The sequence below is a fragment of the Myxococcales bacterium genome, assembly GCA_016717005.1.
Classification (GTDB): Bacteria; Myxococcota_A; Polyangia; order Haliangiales; family Haliangiaceae; genus UBA2376.
Genome location: JADJUF010000039.1, coordinates 1,354,640 through 1,379,002, shown reverse-complemented (window position 1 = coordinate 1,379,002; position 24,363 = coordinate 1,354,640). Strand labels below are relative to the sequence as shown.

The following is a 24,363-nucleotide window of genomic DNA, read 5'->3' as shown; positions in this document are numbered from 1 at the left end:
ACCGGGGTAGTTGGGAGACGCCTGCGGCACGGGGGCGGGGCGGCGGCGACAACGGCGCGATGGGGCGCGGCTGACGGCGCCCGACGAGGCCGAGATTCGCGCCGGCGGCCACGCCGCGACGGCGCGTCGAGGGCGGACGCGCTGGGGGACGGCTGGCGGCCGGAGTCAGGCGGCGGCGACGGTGATCGACGCGAAGCGGGCGAGCCAGTAGGTGCCGGCGGGGAAGACGGCGGGGCGGCCGGCGCGCCAGCGGAGGCGGGCGTCGCGGTAGGCCTCGCGGAAGGCGCGGAGGCGCGCGAGCGCGGCGATGCGGTGGACGAGGTCGCGGGCGGCGATCAGCGGGCGCAGGCGGCGGCGGGGCGCGGGCGTGGCGGGGGCGTCGCGCCAGGACTGGCGGAGGATGGCGCGGCGGCCGAGGACGCGCGCGCCGGTGCGGCGGCGCTGGGCGGCGGCCTCGGCCTCGACGGCGGTGACGCGCTCGCGGAGCTCGCGGCGGACCTGGTCGGGGTCGCCGAGCTCGGGCGGGATCGTGAGGGTGAGGGTGACGACCTCGGGGAGGTCGCCGTCGGGGCGGAAGAAGTGGCGTGGCCGGTGGACGGTGATCGTGCGCTGGTTGAGCAGGGCGCTGAGGCCGTTGACGCCAGGCCAGTGGTGGACGCGCTCGACGAGGCCGTCCTTGACGGGGTTGGTCGCGGCGTAGACCAGCTTGTCCAGGACGTCGGCGGGGTCGATCAGCTCGACGGTGCAGGGCGCCTCGGCCGACCAGAAGTTCTCCCAGCGGCCGCGCAGCGCGTTCATCGCGCGCGCGAGCAGCATGTGGAAGTACGCGCGGAACTCGACCTCGCAGCCGCGGCGGTCGTAGGCGACGTCGTGGTGGTGGTTTGACATGGCCGACGGCAAGATCATGTCGATGCCGAAGCGCTGGACCGCGACGGCGAGGCAGTAGAGATAGGTCTGGTTGGTCTCGGGGTCGGGGCGCAGCAGGAACTGCCGCTGGACGCAGCGGCGGTTGATCAGCAGGAACCGGCCAGGCTGGACCGGACGCGGCAGCGACATCGCGCGCGACCAGAGCAAGCCGCTTGCCAGCGCCAACCCCGCGCCGCGCCAGCGCGCCACCGTCCGGTCGCGTCCGACGCTCGGCCAGACGTCCGAAAGCCGGACAATGCCGGACATGGCCGAATGGCCGGCGAGCACCAGCCCTTGGCACGTAGAGGATCTTCCGAGGCTTGTGGTCGCGGGCCGCGACGGGCAAACTGAGATCGTGCATCGCGCATCGCCGCCCTCATCGCCGCCGCTTCCACCGGTGCCTGCCGACGAGGTCGACGTGTCACTGCTCGATTGGTACCTGCAGTTGACCGTGTGCGAGCGCTTGCGAGCCGCGAGCGCGTCCGCCGCGACGCTGGAGCGCCTGGCCCGTGCCGCGACCCGCGACCGCTGACCTCGAGGGCCTGCTCCGCGCGTTGACCGACGCGGGGGTCGCGTTCATCGTCGTCGGCGGAGCGGCGGCCGTCATCCATGGCGCGCCGATCACGACGCAAGACCTCGATATCGTGCCGCGGCTCGATGGCGACGACGCGGCGCGCCTCGTCGCGACGCTGGCGGGGCTCGACGCGCGGTTCCGTCCCATCCTGGCCGGGCGCGACATCGCGCCGACGGTCGAGCACGTCCTGGCGCCCGGTCAGCTCAACCTGATCACGCGGCTCGGTCCGCTCGACGTGCTGGGGCGGCTGCACGACGCCCGTGGCTTTGAGGAGCTGGACGCTCACGCGATCGACATTGTCGATGGGGATCTGCGCGTCCGGGTGATCGATCTCGCCACGCTGATCGAGATCAAGCGCAGCACGGGGCGCGTCCGCGACCACCTGGTCGTGCCGATCCTCGAGGCGCTGCTGCAGCGCACGTCGTGACGGTGATCTGGCGTGCCGGCGACGACGTGCAGGACTTGGTGCGGGTGCGGCGAGGGCAGGTCGAGCACTGGCCGGCGCTGGGCAACGGGCGGTGCGGCGACCGGGCGGGACCGCGCGGCGCGCCGCGACCACCCGGACGGCGCGCTCGCGAGCCTGCGGGTGATGACGCCGGACAGGGCGCGAGCGCGGGCGGGCGGCCACGCCGGTCCGCGTCGGTGCCGACACGGTGGCGTGGCAACGCTGGACTTGCGCGCGGCACGTCGCTTGCTTGTGAGGTCGCCATGCTGACCCGCGAGGCGATGGCGACGCGCGACCGGCGCTGGCGACGGCTGGGTGTCGTCGTCATCGGCGGCGCCGCGCTGTGGCTCGGCGTCCGCGCCACTCGCGAGGTGCCTCGGCCGCTGATCGTGATGCCCGCCCCGATCGTGCCGGCGCCGGTCGTGGTCATCGAGGTCGAGCAGCCCCCGGCGCCGCTGCCACTCCCGGCGTCGCTGCCGGCGCCGGCCCCGGCCCCGGCGCCCGATCCGGAGCCGACGCTGGTGTCCGCGCCCGCGGGCACTACCTGTCCGCGTGACCTGGCGACGATCGGGCTGCCGTTCGCGATCGCGATCCCCGATCCCGCCGCGGTCGCGGGTGAGGCCGGCGAGGTGATCGTCAGCGCCACCGGTTGCGCGATCGCCACCACGACCGCGCGCGGCGTGGTCGCGAGCTTCGATGGCGGCCAGACCTTCGTGGCGCGCCTGGTCGCACCCGGCACGCTCTCGCAGGTCGCGCTTGACGCCGATCGGATCGCGGCGCTCCGTGACCGCCAGACGCTCGGCATCGAGCATGCCGACGGCACGGTGGTCTGGCGCGCGCTGCCGGCCGGTCTCGATCCGACGATGATCACCGGGCTCGCGATGGGCGGCGGCCTGGTCGCGCTCACCTACCGCAGCGAGCCCCGCAGCCTGATCGCGGTCTCGGCCGATGACGGCGCGACCTGGCGCACCGAGTTCGCCCCCGTCGACGGGTTGGCCTGGGTCAGCGCGCTCGCCGCCACCCGCATCGAACTCACCGTCGAGCGCGCCCCGCCCGACTCCACCGACGGCGGCGACGGCTGGCAGGAACGCTACGCCGCGCGCCCGGGTCGCTTGTCGTGGCGACGCGACGAGCCGCGGGCCTCCTCCTCGTGGAGGTACCAGATCGTCGGCGACGAGTTCTGGGGCTGCGGCGGCACCGCCAAGCTCCTCGCGATCCGCGACGGTCGCACCGCGACCGTGCAGCGTGGCATCCAGGCCGAGGTCATTCCTTTCGAGCTCGCGGCCCGCGGCTCCGTCGCCTACGTCGTCGATCGCGACCACCTCTACCGGCTCCGCGGCACGCGGCGCCACGACCTCGGCCCGCTCCCGATGGGCGAGGTCTTCTCGCTGCACACGCGCGTCGACGGCGCCGACACCTTCGTCACCTCGTTCGGCGGCCACCTCCTACGCTTCACGCCGCAGGGCGGCTGGCGCGTCCTCAACTGATCTTCACATCACCCCGGCCGTGGATGCCGACCCTCACTTGCCGCCTCGGTGCGTTCGCGCGCGCCACGCCCATGGGGAAGCATGCGGAATGAGACGCGGTTTCGTTGTTCCAGAAGACCCACACCCATCCGTCATCGGGGCGAGCGCGCGCCGCGGTCCCCTACGCCAGCGTGGCCTCGATCTTCGCGAGGATGCCGGGCCAACCGGGCCTCATGCCCTCGAACGCGCGGCGGCCCATCGGCGTGTCGAGGTTGAAGCCCTCGTGCGTGAGGGTGAGGCGGGTGCCGGCGCCGTCGGGGGTGAGCCGGAAGGTGATGATGGTGTCGAGGGTGGGCTGGGCGAAGCGGAAGCTGAAGAGGCGCTCGGGCTCGACGGCGAGCACCTCGCAAGGCTGCTGACCCCAGGGGCCCATGTCCATCTCGAAGCGGTGCCCGACCTCGGCGCGGATGTCGCCGGCGGCCCACCACCGGGCCACCAGCGCGGGCTCGGTGAGCGCGCGCCAGACCCGGGCGGGGGCCTGAGCGTAGGTGTGCTCGACGGTGATGGTGCCGGCGCCAGCGGCGGGCGCCGTGGCAGCGGGCGCCGTGGCAGCGGGCGTCGTGGTGTCGGGCTTGGTCATGTCGCGTCCTCCTCGTCGAGCAAACGCTCGAGATCGCCGAGCCGCTGTTTCCAGTAGCGCTCGAAGGCGCCGAGCCACTGCTCCACCTCGGTCAGCGGCCGAGGATCGAGGTGGTAGTAGCGCTCGCGTCCGCGGGGCTCCTCGCGGACGAGCTGGGCCTTGCGCAGCACCTGCAGGTGTTCGGACACCGCGGGCCGGCCGACGTCGAAGTTGCGCGCGAGGTCGCTGACGTTGCGAGGGCCGCGCTGCAGGTGCACCAGGATCTCGCGGCGCATCGGGTTGGCGAGCGCGGCGAACACATCGACCCGGGGCATGCGCGCACGATACGTCGGAGATGTCCGACGTATCAACAAGTTCCGACGCGTCCTCGCCCGGCCTCCGGCGCGCGACGATGGGTACAGGCGCCTCGGCTCGGCTCGGCTGGCCTCGGCTGGCCTCGGCTCGCTAGCGTCAGCGGACGCGGAGCGACGCGCACGTGGCGTCGACCCCGGCGATGCTCTCGCGCCACGGCGCCGGGGTGTCGCTGCGCCAGGTCGCGCGGCAGATCAGGTCGCCGGCGGCGTAGTGGACCGTGGTCGAGCGCCCGCGCGGCTCGTCGCACACCTCGACGGCGTGGCCGTCGACGGTCGAGCGGGTGGTGCGCCCGTCGCAGCGCGGCAGCCAGCGCGGCCGTGCGCGCCACTCTGGACCGACCGCGGTGTGCGGCCCGAACGCGCGGCAAGCTCGGCCGGCGCGACGCTCGGCGCCTGGGCGCGGTCCGCCCTACGCCGCGGCCAAATTGTTGGACCGCGGCGCGGGCGACGGCACGATCGCGTCGATGCAACCCGACCGTCGTCACACCCGCTCCAGCCAGCGCGGCCGCGCGCTCGACCTCCAGCTCGCCGCGTGCCTCCGCGCCGGCGCCCTCGACGCGATCGTCCTGGGCGACGACGACGGCCTGGTAGTGGCCGCCGCTGGCCCGTCGGAGGCCTGCGCCGAGCTCGCCGCGGGCGCCGCTGGCCCGTCGGACGCGTGCACGTTCGCGATCGATGGCGCGCGCTTGCACGTGATCGCGCAGGGCGGCGCGGTGACCGATCGTCGGCGCGAGGTGGCGCGCGCCGCCGCGGGCGCCCACCGGATCCTGGCCGCGTAGCGCCGGGTCAGCTCCGGCCGGGCGAGATCGACGCGCCGCCGTCGTCGCGCATGAGGCAGTGCAGGCCCGCGAGGCCGGCGTCGCCGCCGCAGTCCTTGAGCACGTACGTCTCGACCGCGCCCTTGCCCTTCTTCAGGATGAGGGTGCGCCCGTCGACACGCCAGGTCGCCGACCACGGGTACCAGGAGCCGCTCTCGCCGCTGTGTTCCCGGCCCTTGGCCTTGCCGCCGGGGAGGAAGTGCACCTCGATCCAGCCCTCCATCATCCCCTCGTCGACGCCGGCCCACCAGCCGCCGTAGGCGAGGGCCAGGGTGTCGAGCGGCGTGTCGGCCAGCGGCGGCAGCCCGATCGCGGCGCGCGCCGGATCGAACAGCGACACCGCGCGGAAGTCGGGATCGGTCTTGGCCTTGGCCAGCACCCGGGCGGCCTCGGGCGCGGTCGCGCCGCGCAGCCACGCGAACTCCTCGACCAGCGGCTCGATGTCGAGCTGCAGCGCCGCCATCGACGCGCGGTTGTAGTGCGCCTTGACGAAGGCGGGATCCTCGGCGATCGCCTTCTCGAACAGCTTCTGCGCCGCCTCGTAGTCGTGCTTCTTGTACGCCTTCATCCCGGCGGCGTTGGCCTTCTTGGCCGCGGCGGGGTCGGCCTGCGCGGGCGCGCTCAGCGCCAGGCCGAGCGACAATACGATCACTGAGCAGATGCGCATCGGTGGAGCCCTCCGGAGCGGTCGAGGTCGTGGGTCGGAGGGACGAGCATATGCGCACGGCTCGACGCCGGCGCCGGTGTTCACAGGAAATACCGATCATGCGCGCCATGGCCAGGCCTGTGGCGCTGCCCATGTCGGCAGCTATGCCGCTGACAAGACGAGAGGTTTCCCGCTCCGCGGGCGGACCGGACGCGTCGGCGGTCGAGGGCGCTGCCAGGCTTCGGTCACATTCGCGCGCCGCGATCCGTCAAGGTCTCGAAGCGGCGCGTGCCGCGAACCCGACAAGCAGGAACCAGGAGTCTTGGATGCGCACTCTCTTCTCGAATGCCCTCGCCCTCGCGCTGCTGTTCGCCGGCGCCTGTGGCGCGTCCCGGCCCCCCGCGGCCGCGGCCCCGATCCCCGAGGCCAGCGCGGTCGCGCCGCTCCGCGCGGGCCTGCAGATCAAGCTGACGACCGTGTACGTCGACGACCAGGACAAGGCCCTGCGCTTCTACACGGAGGTGCTGGGCTTCGTCACGAAGGACGACGTCCGCAACGGGCCGTATCGCTGGCTCACGGTGACCTCGCCCGCGGACCCCGACGGCGTGCAGCTCCAGCTCGCGCTCGACGATGACCCCGCGGGCAAGGCCTTCCAGCAGGCCCGGCTCCAGGCGCAGCAGCCCGCGGTCATGTTCTTCACCGACGACCTCGAGGGCGACCACGCGCGCCTCCGCGCCGCGGGCGCCGAGTTCACGATGCCGCCGACCGCGGTGACCGGCTCGACGATCGCGATGCTGCTCGACACCTGCGGCAACCTCATCCAGCTCACGCAGCTGGCGCGTTGAGACCGCTCGGCCTCGAACCGAATCGACCAGAGGAGCCCCCGATGAGGATCAAGCTGACGAGCGTGTTCGTGGACGATCAAGACCAGGCGCTGCGCTTCTACACCGACGTGCTGGGCCTCGCGAAGAAGGCGGACTTCAGCCAGGGGCCGTTCCGGTGGCTCACGGTGACCTCGCCCGACGACCCCGATGGCACCGAGCTGCAGCTGGCCCTCGTCGACGACCCGGCGGCCGCGGCCTTCCAGCGGGCCCGGCTCGCGCAGCGCAAGCCCGCGCTCAACCTCTTCACCGATGACGTCGAGGGCGACCACGCGCGCCTCAGCGCCGCGGGCGCCGAGTTCACGATGCCGCCGACCGCGGTGACCGGCTCGACGATCGCGATGCTGCTCGACACGTGCGGCAACCTCATCCAGCTCACGCAGCTGGCGCGCTGGTAGCGGTCAGCCGGCGACCGCGTCGTCGCCGGCCGCGCCCGGCCAGCTGAGCGCCGCGATGTCCAGCGCGGCGAGCCGCGCGGGCTCCATGATCACGTCGGCGCGGGCGATGCGGCCGTCGGTGAAGGTGAACAGCAGCGCGCGCGCCAGCCGGCCGTGCGGAGCCAGCAGGAGCCCGACGGCGCCGTCGATCAGGGCCGGGGCCATGTGGTGCGCGAGCTTGCCGAACGCGACCGCGCCCGAGGCCCACGCCCGGGCGCCGCGGATCTCGCGGACCTTGCCGGTGTCGTCGCCGGCGCGGCCGATGACCTCCGGATCGAGCACGGCGACGAGGCCCTCGACGTCGCCGCGGCGCAGCGCCGCGATGAACGCCTCGACGGTGTGCCGCTGGCGCGCGAGCTCGGCCTCGGGCGGCGGGCTCCCCTGGACGCGTCGGCGCGCGCGGCTGGCGAGCTGGCGCGCGGCGTCGGGCGACCGCGCGACGATCGCCGCGATCTCGTCGAAGGCCAGGCCGCACAGATCGTGGAGCACGAACGCGAGCCGCTCGGCCGGCTCGAGCTTGTCGAGCACGACCAGGAGCGCGAGCCCGACCGAGTCCGCGAGCATCAGCTCGTCCTCGGCGTCGGCGGTCGCGGCGCGATCGGCGCGCGCCTCGGCGGGCTCCTCGCGGCGCGCCGTGCGGGCGCGCAGCATGTCGAGGCTGACGCGCGCGACCACCGTCGTCAGCCAGCCGCGCGGGTTCGCGACGTCGCCCGGCGCCGCGCGATCGAGCCGCAGCCAGGCCTCCTGGACCGCGTCGTCGGCCTCGGCCCGCGAGCCCAGCATGCGGTAGGCGACGCCGCGCAGGTGGCTGCGGTGCTCCTCGAAGTCGATCGTCACGCCCCGAGCCTACGACGATCGCGCGGCGGTGGCGGGCGCGGCGCTCACCAACAGGGTCGATGCCGCGCGTGGCGCGCGGTCATCCCGGGCGCGGGGCTGCTACGGTCGACCGATGCGCCCGACCTCACCGCTGTCGGCGATGGGCACGTTCTTGATCGCGCTCGCGGGAGCGTCGCGCGCGGCGGCGGCGGCGGGCGCCGTGCTGGCCTCTGGCGGGCCGGCGCCGGGCGAGCGCGACGCGGTGCTGCGTTCGCTCGAGGAGGTGCGCCTGGCGATGCAGGTCTGCTGGCAGCGCGCGCGGCCGGCGATGGTGAAGGTCAAGGTCGCGGTGGCCGCGTCCGGCGTGGTCACGAAGGCGACGGTCGTGACCAAGGGCGAGGCGGCGCAGTGCGCGGCCGGCGTGCTGGCGGTGTCGACGCTGGCGCCCAGCGCCAAGGCCTGGACCGGCGTGTTCAGGGTCAGCACCACCGACGAGGTCCACGCCGCGGATGTCCGCACGATCAACAACGAGCTCGGTAACAACGCGCGGGCGCTGATCGATTGCCCCGGGCTGAAGGGCTTCAGCGGCGTCGTCCAGGTGACGCTGACGGTGCGCAAGGACGGCGTGGTCACGGCCGCGACCGCGGCGGTGACCGCGGGCGTGCGCGACCCGCCGATGACCGACTGCATCGCCGGCGTCGTGCGCAAGATGAAGGTGGCGCCGCTGAGCGCCGACCGCACCGTCGACGCGCCGATCCACTTCGGCGCCGGCGCGGGCGCGCCGATCGTGACGCTGGACCCGAAGCTCCGCGCGACCCACCGCGGGCCGCTCGACGCCACGGCGCTGGCCGCCGGGTTCAAGGCCTGGGAGTCCGGGCTCGGACGGTGCAAGGCGCAGCACCAGTCGACCGGCGCCGTCACCCTGCGCCTCGACATCGGCCCCGACGGCGCGGTCGCGGCGGCGCGCATCGAGCGCTCGAAGCTCGAGGACGTGCTCCTCGACGCGTGCCTGCTCGACGCGGCGCGGGCGCTGACCTTCGCGCCGGCCCGGCGCAAGACGACCCTGCGCTACCCGCTCCGGATCACCGAGACGACGACCTTCGTCGGGCGGCTGTAGGCCGGCCGCATACCGCCGAAGGCGCGGCGCAGGCGTGTACGTTTCGGTCGCGCGCGCGGCGGGAAGCCGCGGCTCGCAGGGTTCGTCGGCCTGCCCGAGCCACCGAGGCGGTCGAGTTCGGGCGGCCTGGCGACAGGCCTCGCCGCGTCGCTCAGTTGAGGTAGCGCTCGTCCCCCTTGGGGCGGCGCGGCATGGTCGAGACGTCGGGCGGCACGACGGACAGGTGCGAGCGGGCCTTGGCGTAGCGACGGCGACGCCAGACGGCGATGGGATCGATGCGGCCCGAGGCGAGGCCGGCGCCGACGGCCATGGCGGCGGCCATCGCGGCGCCCTCGCTCCACTCCTGGCCGATCAGCACGAACAGCGCGGTCAGCACGATCATGCCCCACATGAACGCGCGGCCGGTCATGGGCAGCACGCCGAAGAACTGCACCGGCTGGCGCGCGTAGAGCACGCCGAAGGCGATCGTGCCGGCGAGGATGGTGGGGTTGAAGCCGACGATCGCGTCGGGCCGCCCGAGCGCGAGGCCGGTCAGGGTGCCGGCGATCGAGGCGGCGATCGCGGTCATCGCGACGAACATCAGGAACCGGCGCGGGCCCCACCAGCGCTCGAGGCGCGGCAGCAGCATCCACAGCATCAGGCCCTCGAACAGGAGCGACACGATGCGCGGCTCGAGGAACGGCCCGGTGACCAGCGTCCACACCTTGCCCTGGTGCCAGACGCTGTCGGGGGTCGGCACCAGCCACTCGGCCATGCGCCGCTGGCCCGCCTCGTCGGACATCCCGAACACCAGCGACAGGCCCATGAGCGCGAACAGCAGCACCAGCGCGACGCGGGTGATCCGGAGCTGGTCGGGGTCAGCCGGCTTGAAACTCGTACGGCGCACGTCCGGAGGCTAGCAGAGGTCGGGCGACCCGGCGCCCCGGTCGGCGGGAGTGCGCGGATTCGCCACCGGTTGCCGTCCAACGTCACATCTGGCTCCTGTAGACTCTACCCAACAGGCGAGTCGCCCAGGAGCTGCGCACACAATGTCTAACGACCAGAAACCGCCCGCGAAGACCATGATGGGCTGGGCGCCCAACACGCCCCCGGCCCCGGGAGAGGCCCCACAACCGCAGCCGTGGGGCGCGCAGCCGCCGCAGCAGCAGCCGCAGCAGCCGTGGAACCAGCCACCGCAGGCGCCCGCGCCACAGCAGTGGAATCAGCAGCCGCCGATGCCGCAGGCGCCGCCGCAGCCGCAGCAGCCCTGGAACCAGCCGCCGCCGCCGCAGCAGCCGCCGTGGGGCGCGCAGCCGCCGATGCCGCAGGCGCCGCCGCCACAGCAGGGCTGGGGTGGTCAGCCGCCGCAGGGTGGGCCGCCGCAGCAGCAGGGCTGGGGTGGTCAGCCGCCGATGCCGGGGATGCCGGGCGCGCCGCCGCAGCAGGGCTGGGGTGGGCCGCCGCAGGGTGGGCCGCCGCCGCAGCAAGGCTGGGGCGGACCGCCGCAGGGTGGGCCGTCGCCGATGCAGCCGGCGTGGGGTGGACCGCCGCCGCAGCAGGGCTTCGGCGCCCCTCCGGGCGTCGGCTTCGGCGCGCCGCCGGCCGGCGCGCGTGGCATCGCCGGCGCGGACGCGACCCAGGGGCTCTCGTCGCGGGTGCGCTTCATCCGGCTCGTCTACTTGCACCTGTTCGCGGCGATCGTCGCGTTCACCGGCATCGAGTGGCTCTTGTTCAACAACAAGACGCTGGGCGAGAAGGTGACCGGGCCGCTGGTCGAGTTCGCGCTCGGCCACGAGTACGGCGGCGAGTTCTTCGCCGCGCCGCGCTGGCACTGGGGCGTCGTGCTCGCGGTGTTCACCGGGCTGAGCTTCATCGCCCACTACCTCGCTGAGCACACGCGCTCCAAGCCGCTGCACTACATCGGCCTGGCCATCTACACGATCGGTGAGGCGCTCATCTTCGTGCCGCTCCTGATGATCGTGACCTGGGTGACCAAGGACATGGTCGCGAGCGGCAAGGGCGATCCCAACATCATCCGCGACGCGGCCTACATCACGCTCGGCGTGTTCGGCGCGCTGACCGCGTCGGTGTTCGTCACCAAGAAGGACTTCTCGTTCCTGCGCACGGCCCTGGCGGTCGGCGGCGCCGCGGCGATGGGCCTGATCGTCCTGTCCCTCGTGTTCGGCTTCAACCTCGGGATCGTGTTCTCGATCGCGATGGTGCTGCTGGCGGTGGGGCAGATCCTCTACGAGACGTCGCAGATCATGGCGCACGAGGATCCCGAGAACTACGTCGGCGCGTCGCTGTCGCTGTTCGCCTCGGTCGCGCTGTTGTTCTGGTACGTCATCCGCATCTTGCTCAAGCTGCGGTCGGAGTAGCGGGGCGGCGATCGGCCGAGGCCGGTCGCGCCGGTCGCGCGGCTGGACGGGTGGCGGTGGGAGCGGCCCGGGCGGTTTGGCCCGGGCCGAGCGCGTTTCGGGCTGGGCCGATCGGCGATGGCCGCGGCGGTCCGTCGGCCCATGACCTCGGCGTCGTCGGGCTCGAGGTCGTGCAGATCGATCCGGCGCTCGATCGACGTGCTCGCTCGATGCACAACGAGCCATCGGTCGCCTCGAAGCCGCCCGGGTGGGCTGCTCGCGTTGCGCGCCGGTGAGCCGATCCGGCGCGGCCGCGGCTCTGGGTGGTGACCCCCGGCGTTCGCCCTCCGCCCTGGAGCCCCATGTCCCGCCTCGCGTGCGCTGTGTCCGTGTTGCTCGCCGCTGCCCTCGGCTGCGTCGACCGTGAGCCGTTCGACCCGATCGAGCCGCCGATCGAGCCGCCGATCGATCCGCCGGTCGATCCGCCCCCGGTCGTTACGTGCCCGGTCAGCGGCACCGCGCCGTCGCGATCGCTCGCGATCACCGAGCCCGCGGCGCTGGCGCGGTTCGGCTTCGGGCGGGTGCTCGACCGGCTGCGCTCGACCGGCGGCACCGCGGGCACCCAGACCAGCCTGGCGCTGTACCAGGCGTGGCTGCGCACGTTCGGCGCGAGCCCCGCCGCGGGCGACTGCGACGACGCCAGCATCGATCCCGAGGGCTACGGCCTGCGCTGTCCGCGCGGGCCCGAGCTGGCGCTGGCGTCGGTGGACCCGCTGGGGCCGGGCGCGCCGGTGCGGTTCGTGCCGGTCGGCCTGTTCAATCGCTTCGACCTGGCGCCCGCCGACGGCCGCCACTGCGGCGAGTACCGCATCGTCTTCGCGCTGGCGTCCGAGCCCGGCGCGCGGATCGGCGGGCGCGGCTTCGTGATCTTCGAGGCGGCGCTGCCCAACCCGACGCCGGCGGCCGGCGCCGACGCGTGCCTGCCGGTCGCGCGGTTCTGGCAGGCGCTGTCGGCCGAGCTCGACCCGGCGGTGCGGGCCGCGCGCCTCGAGCAGTTCTACTTCACCGGCGACGCGGTGCCGGGGTTCCCGGCGGTGGTCGACGCGCGCCACTACGGCCTCGCCGCTGGCGCCGCCGCGAGCTTCGGCGCCGGACAGATCCGCACCAACCTGTTCGTCGACGACATCGAGTGGGACCTGCGCGAGTTCAAGCTGCGCCGCCGTTGCGGCGACCCCGCGACTTGCCAGCTCGCCGTCGAGCAGGTCACGGTCAAGGCCAACCCGGCCGAGGCGCTGTTCGCCGGCACCCACGCCGGCGCGGCCGCGTTCACGACCGCGTTCGTGGCGCAGCTGCCTGGCCTGGTCGGCGCCGATCCGGCGACGCTGGCGCTCGACGTGCCCGACGTCGCCAACACCTTCGAGAGCGTGTCGACGCCGGGCACCGCCAACGTGCGCTACGCCACCCGCGCCAGCGTCACGCTCCGCGCCGAGCTCCAGCGCGGCCTGCTCACGCTCGCCGCGCCGCTGACGACGTCGCAGGTGCTCGCGCGTGCGACCACGCAGACCTGCGCCGGCTGCCACGAGCTGTCGAGCCGTGTCGACCTCGGCGCCGGCGTCGCGTGGCCGGCGTCGAACGGCTTCACCCACGTCGACGAGCGCGGCCAGCTGTCACCCGCGCTCACCGAGGTGTTCCTGCCACACCGCCGCGCGGTCCTCGAGCGCTTCATCAACGCGCGCTGCGACGCCGCGCGGCGCGCGCCCGACGACGTCGACGCGACCCGCACGCTCGGCGGCGGCGTGGTCGGCGCGGCGAACTGACGGCGACGGGGCGAGGCGGGGCGACGGCGAACGGGCGACCCGCACGGTCGGCGGCGGCGTGGTCGGCGCGGCGAGCTGACGGCGGCGGGGCGCCGACGACGTCGACGCGACCTGCACGCTCGGCGGCGGCGTGGTCGGCGCGGCGAGTTGACGTTGGACGGGGCGGCGCGCTGGCGGGGCCGGCGAACGGCTGGCGCGGTCGGCGCGCGGGCTGGCGCGGTCGCGCGGCGAACTGCTGGCGGGCGGATCGTGTGGCGGGCGGACCGTGTCGCGGGCGGATCGTGCGGCGGGCGGGGCCCGCGTGGCCGGTGTGGCGAACGGCCGGCGGGAGGATCGTGTGGACGGCGGGGCCGGCGCGGTCGGCGCTGGCGAACGGCTGGCGGGCGGCTGGCGAGCGGCTGGCGAGCGGATCGTGTGGACGGCGGGGCTGGCGCGGTCGGCGCAGGCTCCCGGAGCGCTGATGGAGTTGCCGCCGGTGTGGACAGCCGCACCGCCGCGTTCGTCGATGGCGACCTGACCGCGCGCCCCGCCGGTGCGCCTGCCGCACACCGGCTTGGACACCGGCGACGCGTGCACGCGGGCAGGCCGCGGTGACGTTGGCGCCTGTGCCCACAACCCCACAGCGCCCGCCGGTTCCGTGAGCTTGATGGATCTCCGGAGACCGTGAGGCCGCTCGACCAGATCCGATCCAGGCGCGCCACCGCGGCGTCGCCCGCCTCCGTCGAGGTCGGCGGCGGTCCGTCGAGGTCGGCGGCGGTCCGTCGAGGTCGGCCGCGGTGTCCGCGTCCGTCGAGGTCGGCAGCGGTGTCCGCGTCCGTCGAGGTCGGCGGCGGTGCCCGCGTCCGTCGAGGTCGGCGGCGGTGTCCGCGTCCGTCGAGGTCGGCGGCGCTGCCCGCGTCCGTCGAGGTCGGCCGTGGTGTCCGCGTCCGTCGAGGTCGGCCGCGGTGTCCGCGTCCGTCCAGGTCGGCGACCGTCACCGCGTCGGTCCACGACGGCGACCGTCGCGCGCCGTCAGGTCGGCGTCCGTCGCCGCGACCGTCCAGGTCGGCGTCCGTCGCCGCGACCGTCCACATCGGCGTCCGTCGGCGCGTCGGTCCAGGTCGGCGGCCGTCGCCGCGTCGGTCCAGGTCGCCTGGATCGGGTCCGCTCCGCCGTTCTCTCTCTCAAGAATCAAGAAGGATCACGGGCCGGCGGGCGCTGTGGGGTTGTGGGCACCGGCGCCCCATTCGATCGCAGCCTGACCGCATGCGCGCGTCGCCGGTGTCCAAGCGGTGTGTGTCAGGCGCACCGCCGTCTTGCGCCGTCAGGGTCGCCGCCATCGCCGGCCGCGGTGCGGCTGTCCACACCGCGGCAACTCCATCAGCGCTCCGGGGAGGCAGTCCGCGTCCGCATCCTCCTCGCCGCCCGCCGCCCGCCGCTCGCCGCCCGCCGCTCGCCACCCGCCACCCGCCACCCGCCGCCCGCCACCCGCCACCCGCCGCCCGCCGCTCGCCGCCCGCCGCCCGCCGCTCGCCACCCGCCGCCCGCCGCCCGCCGCTCGCCGCCCGCCGCTCGCCACCCGCCCCCCGCCGCCCGCCACCCGCCGCCCGCCGCCCGCCGCTCGTCACCCGCCGCCCGCCGCTCGCCACCCGCCACCTGCCACCCGCCGCCCGCCACCCGCCGGATCCCGATCACATAATCTGTTCCATTCGCGTCATCTTACCCTTGCCATAGCAGAAACATAATATATATTAGCCCAATCATGCTTGGGCGGCGGCGAGGACAGCAACTGGAGTTCGTGGTGACCAAGGCGCGGGTCGGCCATGGCGGTCGGCGCAAGGGCGCGGGCCGCAAGCGGCGAGGCGCCCAGACGCCGCCGCATCGCGCTCGACCGGTCCACGATCCGCGGCAGCCGGTGCACGTCGTGCTGAAGGTCGTCGGCGATGTCGGGCGCTTGCGCCGGCGCAGCGCGTACCAGGCGATGCGCTGGGCGATGGTCCGCGCGCTGGGTCGTCACGACTTCCGCGTGGTCCACGTGTCGATCCAGGGCAACCACATCCACCTCCTGTGCGAGGCGGATGACCGGATCGCGCTGGCCAACGGCGTGCGCGGGCTGTGCATCTCGGCGGCGCGACGCTTGAACCTGGCGATCTCCGAGGAGCGCGGTGTCCGGCGGCGCGGCCGGGTGTTCGCGGCGCGCTACCACGCGACGCCGATCACGAACCCGCGGCAGGCGCGCAACGCGCTGGCGTACGTGCTCAACAACTGGCGGCGGCACCGCGCCGACCATGGCGGGGTCGGGCAGCGACGGGCCCAGGTCGATCCGTACTCGACGGCGGTGTGGTTCGTCGGCTGGGCCGAGCGCGACGGCGTGCCGTTCGCGTGGCCGCGCGGCTTCGAGCCGCTGCCGTCGGCGCGGCCGCAGACGTGGCTGCTCGCGGATGGCTGGCGCCGGGGCGGCGCGCCGCCGAGCCTGTGGCAGGTGCCGGGAGCGATCGACGCGTGACCCGCCTCGATGCCGAGTCGGCGCTGCGGTTGGACGCGTTGCACGGGCTGAGCGACTGTTCACCGCCGGTACCACCGGTCATCGCCGACGCCAACACCCGCCTCGCGCGCTCATCGGGCGGGCCGCCCCGCTGGCGTCCATGCTCGACACCGGCGGGCGACCCCGACGGACCCGCGGGGCGCTGCCCGACGGACGCGCGAGTGCCCGCCCGACGCACGCGCGGAGTGCCCGCCCGACGCACGCACGCGGCGCCCGACGACGCACGCGGCGCCCGCCGATGCGCGCGGCGCCCGCCGATGCGCGCGGCGCCCGACGCACGCACGCGGCGCCCGACGACGCACGCGGCGCCCGCCGATGCGCGCGGCGCCCGCCGATGCGCGCGGCGCCCGATGATGCACGCGGCGCCCGACGATGCACGCGGCGCCCGACGATGCACGCGGCGCCCGACGATGCACTCGGCGCCCGATGACGCACGCGGCGCTCGATGACGCACGCGGCGCCGCCCGACGCACGCGCGGAGTGCCCGCCCCGGCGGTGCACGCGGCGCCCGACGATGCACGCGGCGCCCGCCCGACGGACGCACGGGGCGGCGCCCGACGACGCGGCGCCCGGCCGATGATGCACGCGGCGCCCGACGACGCGCGCGGCGCCCGCCCGACGGACGCACGGGGCGGCGCCCGCCGATGCACGCGGCGCCCGACGACGCACGCGGCGCCGCCCGACGCACGCGCGGAGTGCCCGCCCCGGCGGTGCACGCGGCGCCCGACGATGCACGCGGCGCCCGCCCGACGGACGCACGGGGCGGCGCCCGACGACGCGGCGCCCGCCCGATGATGCACGCGGCGCCCGACGACGCGCGCGGCGCCCGCCCGACGGACGCACGGGGCGGCGCCCGCGCCCGCCCGCCGACGCGCGCGGCGCCCGCCGATGCGCGCGGCGCCCGCCGATGCGCGCGGCGCCCGCCGATGCGCGCGGCGCCCGCCGATGCACGCGGCGCCCGCCGATGCACGCGGCGCCCGACGACGCACGCGGCGCCCGCCCGACGGACGCGCGCGGCGCCCGCCCGACGGACGCGCGCGGCGCCCGCCGAGGCACGCGGCGCCCGCCGACGCGCGCGGCGCCCGACGATGCACGCGGCGCCCGACGATGCACGCGGCGCCCGACGACGCGCGCGGCGCCCGCCCGACGGACGCGCGGGGCGCCCGACGGCGCTCGCGCGGGATGCTGTCGCTGATGCAGCAGCGCGCTCGGGCGCCCCGAGGCGGAGCGCGCGGACGGCGCCGCGTCGACGCGGATCAGGCCCGGCCGCGGCTCTGGCCGGTGGTGACGCCGCCGGCGATCAGGTGGGCGAGGCGCAGCGGCTCGGGCACGTTGCCGTGGAGCGTGGTCGCGCGGAGCAGCGCGGTGGCGTCGGCGGCGGACAGGCCGATGTGCTGGACCCACATCGTGCCGAGGTTGGTCAGGGGGCCGGCGGCCTCGACCAGCTTCCACTTGCGGGCGCCGCCGGGCGTGCGGTCGAGCAGCGCGTCCCGGACCATGCCGAGCCGCGGGTGCTTGCGCACCACGACCACGACGGGCACGCCGAGGGCCGCGTGCAAGCGGTGGACGTCGACGACGTTGAAGCCCGCGAGCGCGATGCCCTGCAGCAGCACCGCGCGCACGTGCCCGCGGAACTTGCCGTTGGCGACCAGCGCGATCAGCGCGTCCGTGGAGTTGGTGCCGTCGCGGCGGACCTTGCCCGACAAGACGCCGTCGAGCCGCGTGCGCGAGCAGACAGCGCCGACCACGCGCACGTCGCCGCGGTGGTCGTGCGCGAACGGCGCGTCATCGAACCCGACGACGTTGGTGATGGGCTTCATCGCGAGCGCGCCTGCAACTACAGGGCGTAGGTCGGCAAGACCTCGCGGGCGCGCGGCCAGCTGGTGAACTGCGGCAGCAGATCGAACTCCTCGAGCAGCGGCGCGAGCGCGGCCTCGGCGCCGGCGGCCTCGCCGACCGCGGCGCGGACCGCCGCAGGCTGACCGGAGGCCCACCCCAGGAGCAACAGCTGGCGGGCCAGGCGCGGCGACGGCGCGACGGCGAGCGCGCCGGCCCAGCGCGCGAGGTCCTTGTGGATGCCGGTCACCCACGTGTCCGCGGCCAGGGCCCGGGCCAGCACCGGCGCGACCAGCGTGAGCGCGTGGGCCTCGATCACCGCCGGCGCGAACGCACGCAGCACGTCGGCGTCGTCGCCGAACTCCCCGGCCGGCACCTCGCGCAGCAGCTCGGGCGCCAGCGGCCCGGGGCGCGTCGCGGCCAGCGCCCGCACGAAGTCGCCGCCGCGGGGCTCGCTCGCTGGCAGCGCCGCGACCGCGTCGATCGCGGCCTGGGCCTCGGGGTCGGCGGCGGCCGCGGCCAGGAGCTCGTCGAGCTTCCAGCCGTTGAACATCCCGCCGATGCCGTGGGCGTGGCGGTCGAGGAACACCGCGAGGCGGTCGCCGGCCGACCAGCTCGAGGTCAACGCGAGGGCGGCGGCGGCCCCGGCCTTGGGGCCCTCGGCGGCAGTGATCGTGCGCAGCACGTGCCACAGCGGCGCCTCGCTGTCGCCGTGCGGCACGAACCGATCGCTGGGGCCCGGCTCGTCGAGGCCGAGGTAGCGCCGGCGGCCGGTCATCGTCAGCGGCAGGCCGTGGTCGCGCCACCCGAGGCGCGCGGCGCAGGTCGCGTCGGCCAGCCGGCTCAGGACCTGGCGCTCGGCGCGCGTGAGGTCCTCGAGCAGCCGCGGCGGCGTCGGCGTCTTCGGGCTCGGCCCGAACGCCAGCTCGAGCGCGACCGCGGCCAGCTGCGCGTCGGCGGACTCGGCCGCCCACGCGGCGACGTCGGGCGCGAGCTCGTGCTGCACCTCGGGCTCGAACGTGCGCATCAGGCCGACCGCGACCGCGCCGAGATCGCCGAAGTTGTAGGCGAGCAGCGGCTCCGACGGCAGCTTCATCGCGGCGATCAGCTCGGGCAGGTTGGGCGGGCCTTCGAGGGCGGTGGCGATCGTCAGCGCCGCGCGGATGAGCGGCTCGGGCGCGGGCGCGCGGAAGCCGGCGCCCAGGCGGATCAGCGCGAGGATGAGCCCGGCCTGCACGCCGACCTCGGGCTCGCGGCCCAGGCGCGCGCCCAGCGCGGCCTTGGCGGTCGCCGACGCGTCGACGCAGAAGGTCAGCGCCAGCGCCGCGGCCGAGCGCACCCGCGGCTCGGGATCGTCGAGCAGCTGCGCGAGCTCGTCGCTGGCCGCGGCCACCGCGGCGCGCACCGCGGCCCGGTCCTCGCGTAGCGCGTCGCGGCGCCGGCGCTCGGGCGGCGCCACGGTCTGGTCGCGGTGGCCGCCGGTCTGGACGTCGGCCAGCCAGATCAGCAGGTCGACGCGGGTGTCGACCGCGACCTCGGGCAGGAGCGGCAGCACGGCCTCGACGGTCGCGGCGACGTCGTCGCCGGGGCCGCGCGCCAGGTAGCCCAGCGCCGACAGCGCGTCGCCCTGGGCGCGGGCGTCGCCGCGCAGCCCGGCCAGCGTCTGGGCGTGCTCGGCCAGCGGCTCGGGCGGATCGCCCGCGGGTCCGGCCGCGCCGGGTAGATCGCACGCCAGCCGCAGGATGCTCTCGCCGAACTCGTCGGGCGCGGCCCGGCCGCCGGCCAGCACGCCCAGCATCTCCTCGTCGTCGCTCTGCCAGAACGTGTGGGCCCAGCGCGCGATGCGGGCGTCGCGATCGGTGGCGCGCGCGTCCTGATCGATCGGCGACTCGGGATCGTAGTTGACCGCGCCGTCGGCGCACAGGTTCTGCAGATCGCGGAAGCCGAGCAGGCCGAAGCCGTTGACCAGATCGCCGAGCAGGAGCGTGCGCCGGTTGGCGGCCGTGACGACCTCGCCGGGCGCCACGCCGATCCACCGGGTCGCGCCGCCCTCGCGGAACGCCCACTCGAGCTCGGCCTCGCTGATCAGCCGGAACCCCGGCGGGATCAGCGCGGCGACCTGATCGGGCGTGACGATGCGCATGGCCGGCTCGCCGCCGCCGTCCGCGGGCGCGCTGGTGCCGTCGTAGGCGTCGACCAGGTCCTGGGCGCTGGGGCCGTCGGCGCGCTCCTCGAGCTGCGCGTCGACCGCGTCGCGGTAGGTCTTGCTGGCGTGGCCGCCGTCGCTGCCCTTGGCGGCGCCCTCGGGCGGGAGCCCCGCGATCGCGACCAGGTGCGGGCGCACGCGCACCCAGCGGGTCGGCCGGGCCGCGGCCGGCTGGCGGCCCCAGGTCTGCTTGGCGCCGCCGTCCGCGCGCGCGGCCGACGCGACGAACAGGTCGTCGCACGACAGGCCCATGCGCAGCCAGCCGCCCGGCACCGCGACGAAGCCGACGCCGACGCCCTCGTGGACCAGCTCGCCGAGGCCCTGGCGCCCGACGCGCACGCGGCCAGCGCGCCAGCCGGCGCCGAGCTGCTCGGCCAGCGCCGTCAGGGCGGTGGCGCGATCGTCGTCGGGCAGGGCCTGCCAGGCGGCCAGGGTCGCGAGCTGCGCGAGGGCGTCCATGTCCTCGAGTAGAGATCAGCTCGCGGCGCGTGTGACGGGCGTCGGCCGAGAATCGACCGCGCGCGTCCGGGATCCGAATCCGGAGGTGGCGCCGGCCGCGGCACGAGGGCCGACGTTCGGCGACGAGCCCGCCGACGCTCAGGTCGCGTCCTTCGGCGGCGGGATCCGCGGCGGCGTCGCGGCCAGCGCCGCGCGCGCGGCCCGGAGCCGCGTCGACCAGACGCCGTCGCCGTGGCCGAACAGCCCGGCGAGGATCGCGGCGGCGTCGTCGCGCTCGGGCCGCTCGCGCATCAGCCGCTGCCACACGCGCAGCTCGACGGCCCAGCGCCACGGCGTGCGGTCGCCCACCGCGATCACCTGCCGCGCGGGCGCGCGCTCGGCCCGCGGCAGATCGGCGAGGTCGTCGCGCTCGCGCAGCATCCGCGACGGCAGCGCGCCGCCGCCGGGGCCGGCGATGCGCGCGAGGTCGGTGCGCCAGGCCGCGGCCCCGAACAGCGCGACCATCCGCACCCAGCCGCGGGCGAACCGGCGCTCGGTCGCCGGCAGCGCGTAGGCGCGCTCGACGTTAGCGCGCTCGGCCGCGTCGATCGCGTGCAGGTGCGCGCGCCAGACCTCCAGCCGCAGCCACTCGAGGTCGGCGTCGCGGACGTAGTCGACCATCATCACGAGCGCGCGCCGCCAGCTGTCGGTCGCCATCAGGTAGAAGTGGTCGGGATCGGGGAACACCAGCCGCGGCACGAGCCCGGCCTGCATCGCCGACCAGTACGGCACCACCGACAGCGCGTAGTTGCAGCCGCCCCACCAGCTCGTCGGCGCGATCGCGTCGCCGTCGGCGCCGAGCCGGCCGCTGCGCTGCTGCCACGCGAGCTGCGCGGCGTAGCCCCACAGCGGGTGCAGCTCGTCGTGCGCGCCCAGCGCGCCGCGCGGGTTGGTGGCCTCGATCAGCCGCCGGTACATCGCCAGCCGGACGCCGACGTCGCCCACGTCGACGGTCGCGCCCGGGGCCGGCTCGGTCAGCGTCGCCCAGCGCGCGCCGAACGGCACCTGGGCCACCAGCGTCGGGTGCAAGCGCGCAGCGTCGAACGCCATCGCGCGCAGCGTACACCCGCGCCGTCGGCTCAGCGGTACTGCACCCCGAGCCCCGCCACGGCCATCGCGAACCTGCGGTCGTCGAACAGGCCGAGCACGCCGTCGATGTTGACCCGCACCGTCACCGGCGCGGCCCGCCACACGTCCAACGCCGCGCGGGCGGTCAGGCCGGTCGCGATCTCGTTGGCGTCGGCGCGCAACAGCGCGAGGCCGAGGCCGCCGCCGAGCCACAGGCGGGGCCGCACCCGGTAGTCGACCGCGAGCGCGCCGAGCCCGAACGTCTCGGTGCGCGGCATCGCGGCGGGGTCGGTGGTGAGCCGGGTGCCGGCCAGGCGCAGCCCGACGGTGAGCTGGCCGGCGAGGTGGAAGCCGAGCGTCCCCGCGACGCCGAGCACCATCGGCTGGCGGTCGGCCAGGGGCGAGCGGTACGCGCCGACGCCGCCGAACCCGACGACGTCGACGGCGAGGGCGGGCTCGGCCTGCTCGGGGTCGTCCCTGGTGTGGTCGCCGGCGGCCTGCGGGCGCGGCGCCGTCCGACCGATGGTCGGCCGCCTGGGCGCGGTCGGGTCGGGCCCGGGCAGCGCGAGCGCGAGCGGCGGCGTGGCGATCAGGACCAACGCGACGAGCGCGCGCGCGGCGGCGGCGGGGCGGGGCATCTCGGAAAATATCCGCGCGCCGCGCCCGCGGCTGCAACCGCGCCGAAACGCAACACGGCCCGAGCGTCGCCGCCCGGGCCGTCGCGATCACACCGGCCGGGTGATCACTTCTTGGCGTCGGCCTTGGCCTTGGCGGCCTTGGCCAGCAGCTCCTCGCCGATGTTCGACGGGACGTCGGAGTACTTGGCGAACTCCATCGTGAACTCGGCCTTGCCCTGGGTCGCCGACCGCAGCGGGGTCGAGAACCCGAACATCTCGGCCAGCGGCACCTCGGCCTCGACCTTGACGCCGCCCTCCTCCTCGCCCGACTGCACGACGATGCCGCGGCGCTGCATGATCAGCGACAGCATGTTGCCCGAGAACTCGGCCGGGCCCTCGAGCGCGACCTTCATGATCGGCTCGAGGATGCGGGGCTTGGCGCGCTGGAAGAAGTCGCGGAAGGCGCCGCGGGCGGCTTCCTGGAACGCGATGTCCGACGAGTCGACCGCGTGCGACTGGCCGTCGTCGATCGCGACCCGGATGCCGACGACCGGCACGCCCAGGCGCGGGCTCTTGGCCATCATCGACTTGAAGCCCTTCTCGCACGACGGGATGAACTCGCGCGGGATGGCGCCGCCCTTGATCTCGTCGCTGAACTCGAAGTCGCCGTCGAACGGCTCGGCGTAGCCGGCCACGCGGCCGTACTGGCCCGAGCCGCCGGTCTGCTTCTTGTGGGTGTAGTTGAACTCGACCTTGGCGCCGATGGTCTCGCGGTACGCGACCTGGGGCGGGCTGGTGACGACCTCGGCCTTGTACTCGCGCTTCATGCGCTCGATGTAGACGTCGAGGTGCAGCTCGCCCATGCCGGCGATGATGGTCTCGTTCGACTCGGCGTCGACGTAGCACTGGAAGGTCGGGTCTTCCTTGGTGAACCGGTTGAGCGCCTTCGACATGTTGATCTCGGCGCCGGAGTCCTTGGCCCGGATCGCGACCGAGATGACCGGCTTGGGCACGAACATCGAGGTCATCGCCACGTTGACGGTGCCGTCGGTGAAGGTGTCGCCCGAGTTGCAGTCGATGCCGAACAGCGCGCAGATGTCGCCGGCCGAGGTGTCGACGATGTCTTCCTTGTCGTCCGAGTGCATGCGCACCAGGCGGCCGACCTTGACCTTCTTGCCCGTGCGGACGTTCGTGATGAAGTCGTCCTTCTCGAGCTTGCCCTGGTACACGCGGATGTACGTGAGCTGGCCGTAGCGACCGTCCTCGAGCTTGAACGCCAAGAGCACCAGCGGCTTGGTCGGATCCGACGCCAGCGTCTGGGGCGCCTCGCCCTGGTCGAGGTCGAGCGCGATGTTCGGGACCTCGGTCGGGTCGGGCAGGTACTGCGCGACGCCGTCGAGGAGGATCTGGACGCCCTTGTTGCCGAGCGCCGATCCCATCATGACCGGCGTGCACTTGAGCGCGATCGTCGACTCGCGCAGCGCCTTGCGGATCAGCTCGGGCGTGACCTTGTCCTCGAGCATCGCCTCGGTCAGCTCGTCGTTGACCATGGAGAGCTGGTCGAGCATCTCCTCGCGGAGCTTGTCGCACTGCTCCTTCATGTCGTCGGGGATGGCCGAGTACTCGATCTGGTTGCCGTTGTCGCCGAAGAAGCGGATCGCGACCATCTCGATCAGGTCGACGACGCCCTCGAGCTTGTCCTCGAGGCCGATCGGCGCCTGGATCATGACCGGGTGCAGGCGCAGCTTCTCCTTGAGCTGATCGCGCACGCGGAACGGGTTCGCGCCCGAGCGGTCGAGCTTGTTGACGAACGCGATGCGCGGCACGTTGTACCGGCGCATCTGGCGGTCGACCGTGTACGACTGCGACTGCACGCCGGCGACGCCGCACAGCACCATGATGGCGCCGTCGAGCACGCGCAGCGAGCGCTCGACCTCGACCGTGAAGTCGACGTGGCCGGGGGTGTCGATGATGTTGACGTGGTAGGACTTCATCCCGACCCGAGGCGAGCTGCCGCCCCAGGTGCAGTAGGTCGCGGCCGACTGGATCGTGATGCCGCGCTCGCGCTCGAGCTCCATCGAGTCCATCTTCGCGCCGACGCCGTCCTTGCCCTTGACCTCGTGGATCGCGTGGATCCGCTTTGTATAGAAGAGGATGCGCTCGGTCAGCGTGGTCTTGCCACTGTCGATGTGGGCCGAGATGCCGATGTTGCGGACTTTCGAGAGGTCGGTGATCACGGAGTTCTCCTGCCGAGGCGGGGCGCGGCGCGCGCACGGGCCTGCGGGCGCGCGATAGCTACCGTTTGGCCCGCGCAGGGTCAAGCGAAACCAGTGACATCTCGCGGTGTCTGATCGGACGGGGG

22 protein-coding genes are annotated in these 24,363 nt (G+C 74.8%); 10 read left to right on the top strand and 12 right to left on the bottom strand.

The genetic code is table 11. The annotated features are described in order from the left end of the window. Positions 1-165: 165 nt before the first annotated feature. On the bottom strand, positions 166-1,056 hold the full coding sequence (locus IPL61_36815) for a hypothetical protein (GenBank protein ID MBK9036755.1): 891 nt from the start codon (positions 1,054-1,056) through the stop codon (positions 166-168). Between the two features lie 115 nt (positions 1,057-1,171). Between IPL61_36815 and IPL61_36810 the strand changes: the two genes are divergently transcribed. From IPL61_36810 to IPL61_36800, 3 genes are all read left to right on the top strand, one after another. After that, positions 1,172-1,438, top strand: coding sequence for a hypothetical protein (locus IPL61_36810; protein MBK9036754.1), 267 nt, complete (start codon positions 1,172-1,174; stop codon positions 1,436-1,438). A 22-nt stretch (positions 1,439-1,460) separates the two neighbouring features. Continuing rightward, the gene (locus IPL61_36805) at positions 1,461-1,907 is read left to right on the top strand and encodes a hypothetical protein (GenBank protein MBK9036753.1); all 447 of its coding nucleotides are present in this window, start codon (positions 1,461-1,463) and stop codon (positions 1,905-1,907) included. A 281-nt stretch (positions 1,908-2,188) separates the two neighbouring features. Next, positions 2,189-3,412, top strand: a complete 1,224-nt coding sequence (locus tag IPL61_36800; GenBank protein MBK9036752.1) for a hypothetical protein — start codon at positions 2,189-2,191, stop codon at positions 3,410-3,412. A 160-nt stretch (positions 3,413-3,572) separates the two neighbouring features. Here the strand turns inward: IPL61_36800 and IPL61_36795 are convergent, their stop codons facing one another. From IPL61_36795 to IPL61_36785, 3 genes are all read right to left on the bottom strand, one after another. After that, positions 3,573-4,031, bottom strand: coding sequence for an SRPBCC domain-containing protein (locus IPL61_36795; protein MBK9036751.1), 459 nt, complete (start codon positions 4,029-4,031; stop codon positions 3,573-3,575). Continuing rightward, a complete protein-coding gene (locus IPL61_36790; protein MBK9036750.1) occupies positions 4,028-4,345 on the bottom strand; it encodes a winged helix-turn-helix transcriptional regulator in 318 nt (105 codons plus the stop codon). The genes IPL61_36795 and IPL61_36790 overlap by 4 nt, the downstream gene beginning before the upstream one ends. 136 nt (positions 4,346-4,481) lie before the next feature. Next, positions 4,482-4,634, bottom strand: a complete 153-nt coding sequence (locus tag IPL61_36785) for a hypothetical protein (GenBank protein MBK9036749.1) — start codon at positions 4,632-4,634, stop codon at positions 4,482-4,484. Positions 4,635-4,848: 214 nt separating this feature from the next. On the opposite strand from IPL61_36785, the gene IPL61_36780 reads away from it, so the two are divergent. Further along, on the top strand, positions 4,849-5,163 hold the full coding sequence (locus IPL61_36780) for a hypothetical protein (GenBank protein ID MBK9036748.1): 315 nt from the start codon (positions 4,849-4,851) through the stop codon (positions 5,161-5,163). A 7-nt stretch (positions 5,164-5,170) separates the two neighbouring features. Here the strand turns inward: IPL61_36780 and IPL61_36775 are convergent, their stop codons facing one another. Beyond that, positions 5,171-5,869, bottom strand: coding sequence for a hypothetical protein (locus IPL61_36775; protein ID MBK9036747.1), 699 nt, complete (start codon positions 5,867-5,869; stop codon positions 5,171-5,173). A gap of 434 nt (positions 5,870-6,303) precedes the next feature. Between IPL61_36775 and IPL61_36770 the strand changes: the two genes are divergently transcribed. Both IPL61_36770 and IPL61_36765 read left to right on the top strand, forming a co-directional pair. Beyond that, positions 6,304-6,693, top strand: coding sequence for a VOC family protein (locus tag IPL61_36770; GenBank protein ID MBK9036746.1), 390 nt, complete (start codon positions 6,304-6,306; stop codon positions 6,691-6,693). A 41-nt stretch (positions 6,694-6,734) separates the two neighbouring features. Next, the gene (locus tag IPL61_36765; protein MBK9036745.1) at positions 6,735-7,127 is read left to right on the top strand and encodes a VOC family protein; all 393 of its coding nucleotides are present in this window, start codon (positions 6,735-6,737) and stop codon (positions 7,125-7,127) included. A 3-nt stretch (positions 7,128-7,130) separates the two neighbouring features. On the opposite strand, the gene IPL61_36760 is transcribed toward IPL61_36765, so the two are convergent. Further along, complete coding sequence (locus tag IPL61_36760) at positions 7,131-7,949, bottom strand: sigma-70 family RNA polymerase sigma factor (protein ID MBK9036744.1); 819 nt, start codon at positions 7,947-7,949, stop codon at positions 7,131-7,133. Between the two features lie 166 nt (positions 7,950-8,115). On the opposite strand from IPL61_36760, the gene IPL61_36755 reads away from it, so the two are divergent. Then, the gene (locus IPL61_36755) at positions 8,116-9,099 is read left to right on the top strand and encodes an energy transducer TonB (GenBank protein MBK9036743.1); all 984 of its coding nucleotides are present in this window, start codon (positions 8,116-8,118) and stop codon (positions 9,097-9,099) included. 151 nt (positions 9,100-9,250) lie between these two features. Here the strand turns inward: IPL61_36755 and IPL61_36750 are convergent, their stop codons facing one another. Then, on the bottom strand, positions 9,251-9,985 hold the full coding sequence (locus IPL61_36750) for a rhomboid family intramembrane serine protease (protein MBK9036742.1): 735 nt from the start codon (positions 9,983-9,985) through the stop codon (positions 9,251-9,253). Positions 9,986-10,313: 328 nt separating this feature from the next. Between IPL61_36750 and IPL61_36745 the strand changes: the two genes are divergently transcribed. From IPL61_36745 to IPL61_36735, 3 genes are all read left to right on the top strand, one after another. Then, the gene (locus IPL61_36745) at positions 10,314-11,456 is read left to right on the top strand and encodes a Bax inhibitor-1/YccA family protein (GenBank protein MBK9036741.1); all 1,143 of its coding nucleotides are present in this window, start codon (positions 10,314-10,316) and stop codon (positions 11,454-11,456) included. A gap of 368 nt (positions 11,457-11,824) precedes the next feature. After that, the gene (locus IPL61_36740; GenBank protein MBK9036740.1) at positions 11,825-13,252 is read left to right on the top strand and encodes a hypothetical protein; all 1,428 of its coding nucleotides are present in this window, start codon (positions 11,825-11,827) and stop codon (positions 13,250-13,252) included. A gap of 1,741 nt (positions 13,253-14,993) precedes the next feature. Beyond that, the gene (locus tag IPL61_36735) at positions 14,994-15,737 is read left to right on the top strand and encodes a transposase (GenBank protein ID MBK9036739.1); all 744 of its coding nucleotides are present in this window, start codon (positions 14,994-14,996) and stop codon (positions 15,735-15,737) included. Positions 15,738-17,032: 1,295 nt separating this feature from the next. Here the strand turns inward: IPL61_36735 and IPL61_36730 are convergent. The 5 genes from IPL61_36730 to IPL61_36710 form a co-directional block, all read right to left on the bottom strand. Then, a complete protein-coding gene (locus IPL61_36730; GenBank protein ID MBK9036738.1) occupies positions 17,033-17,596 on the bottom strand; it encodes a DUF99 family protein in 564 nt (187 codons plus the stop codon). Between the two features lie 17 nt (positions 17,597-17,613). Further along, positions 17,614-20,277, bottom strand: a complete 2,664-nt coding sequence (locus IPL61_36725) for a hypothetical protein (GenBank protein MBK9036737.1) — start codon at positions 20,275-20,277, stop codon at positions 17,614-17,616. A 138-nt stretch (positions 20,278-20,415) separates the two neighbouring features. Continuing rightward, complete coding sequence (locus IPL61_36720; protein MBK9036736.1) at positions 20,416-21,366, bottom strand: hypothetical protein; 951 nt, start codon at positions 21,364-21,366, stop codon at positions 20,416-20,418. A 29-nt stretch (positions 21,367-21,395) separates the two neighbouring features. Beyond that, a complete protein-coding gene (locus IPL61_36715; GenBank protein MBK9036735.1) occupies positions 21,396-22,022 on the bottom strand; it encodes a hypothetical protein in 627 nt (208 codons plus the stop codon). Positions 22,023-22,126: 104 nt separating this feature from the next. Then, positions 22,127-24,238, bottom strand: coding sequence for an elongation factor G (locus tag IPL61_36710; GenBank protein MBK9036734.1), 2,112 nt, complete (start codon positions 24,236-24,238; stop codon positions 22,127-22,129). Positions 24,239-24,363 lie beyond the last annotated feature (125 nt).

What these genes read in the sequence shown, in the direction of transcription:
- IPL61_36815 (MBK9036755.1), bottom strand. Translation starts at nt 1,056, where the DNA reads ATGTCGCTGCCGCGTCCGGTCCAGCCTGGCCGGTTCCTGCTGATCAAC.
- IPL61_36810 (MBK9036754.1), top strand. Translation starts at nt 1,172, where the DNA reads ATGGCCGAATGGCCGGCGAGCACCAGCCCTTGGCACGTAGAGGATCTT.
- IPL61_36800 (MBK9036752.1), top strand. Translation starts at nt 2,189, where the DNA reads ATGCTGACCCGCGAGGCGATGGCGACGCGCGACCGGCGCTGGCGACGG.
- IPL61_36795 (MBK9036751.1), bottom strand. Translation starts at nt 4,031, where the DNA reads ATGACCAAGCCCGACACCACGACGCCCGCTGCCACGGCGCCCGCTGCC.
- IPL61_36790 (MBK9036750.1), bottom strand. Translation starts at nt 4,345, where the DNA reads ATGCCCCGGGTCGATGTGTTCGCCGCGCTCGCCAACCCGATGCGCCGC.
- IPL61_36780 (MBK9036748.1), top strand. Translation starts at nt 4,849, where the DNA reads ATGCAACCCGACCGTCGTCACACCCGCTCCAGCCAGCGCGGCCGCGCG.
- IPL61_36775 (MBK9036747.1), bottom strand. Translation starts at nt 5,869, where the DNA reads ATGCGCATCTGCTCAGTGATCGTATTGTCGCTCGGCCTGGCGCTGAGC.
- IPL61_36765 (MBK9036745.1), top strand. Translation starts at nt 6,735, where the DNA reads ATGAGGATCAAGCTGACGAGCGTGTTCGTGGACGATCAAGACCAGGCG.
- IPL61_36760 (MBK9036744.1), bottom strand. Translation starts at nt 7,949, where the DNA reads ATGCTGGGCTCGCGGGCCGAGGCCGACGACGCGGTCCAGGAGGCCTGG.
- IPL61_36755 (MBK9036743.1), top strand. Translation starts at nt 8,116, where the DNA reads ATGCGCCCGACCTCACCGCTGTCGGCGATGGGCACGTTCTTGATCGCG.
- IPL61_36745 (MBK9036741.1), top strand. Translation starts at nt 10,314, where the DNA reads ATGCCGCAGGCGCCGCCGCAGCCGCAGCAGCCCTGGAACCAGCCGCCG.
- IPL61_36735 (MBK9036739.1), top strand. Translation starts at nt 14,994, where the DNA reads ATGCTTGGGCGGCGGCGAGGACAGCAACTGGAGTTCGTGGTGACCAAG.
- IPL61_36730 (MBK9036738.1), bottom strand. Translation starts at nt 17,596, where the DNA reads ATGAAGCCCATCACCAACGTCGTCGGGTTCGATGACGCGCCGTTCGCG.
- IPL61_36725 (MBK9036737.1), bottom strand. Translation starts at nt 20,277, where the DNA reads ATGGACGCCCTCGCGCAGCTCGCGACCCTGGCCGCCTGGCAGGCCCTG.
- IPL61_36720 (MBK9036736.1), bottom strand. Translation starts at nt 21,366, where the DNA reads ATGGCGTTCGACGCTGCGCGCTTGCACCCGACGCTGGTGGCCCAGGTG.
- IPL61_36715 (MBK9036735.1), bottom strand. Translation starts at nt 22,022, where the DNA reads ATGCCCCGCCCCGCCGCCGCCGCGCGCGCGCTCGTCGCGTTGGTCCTG.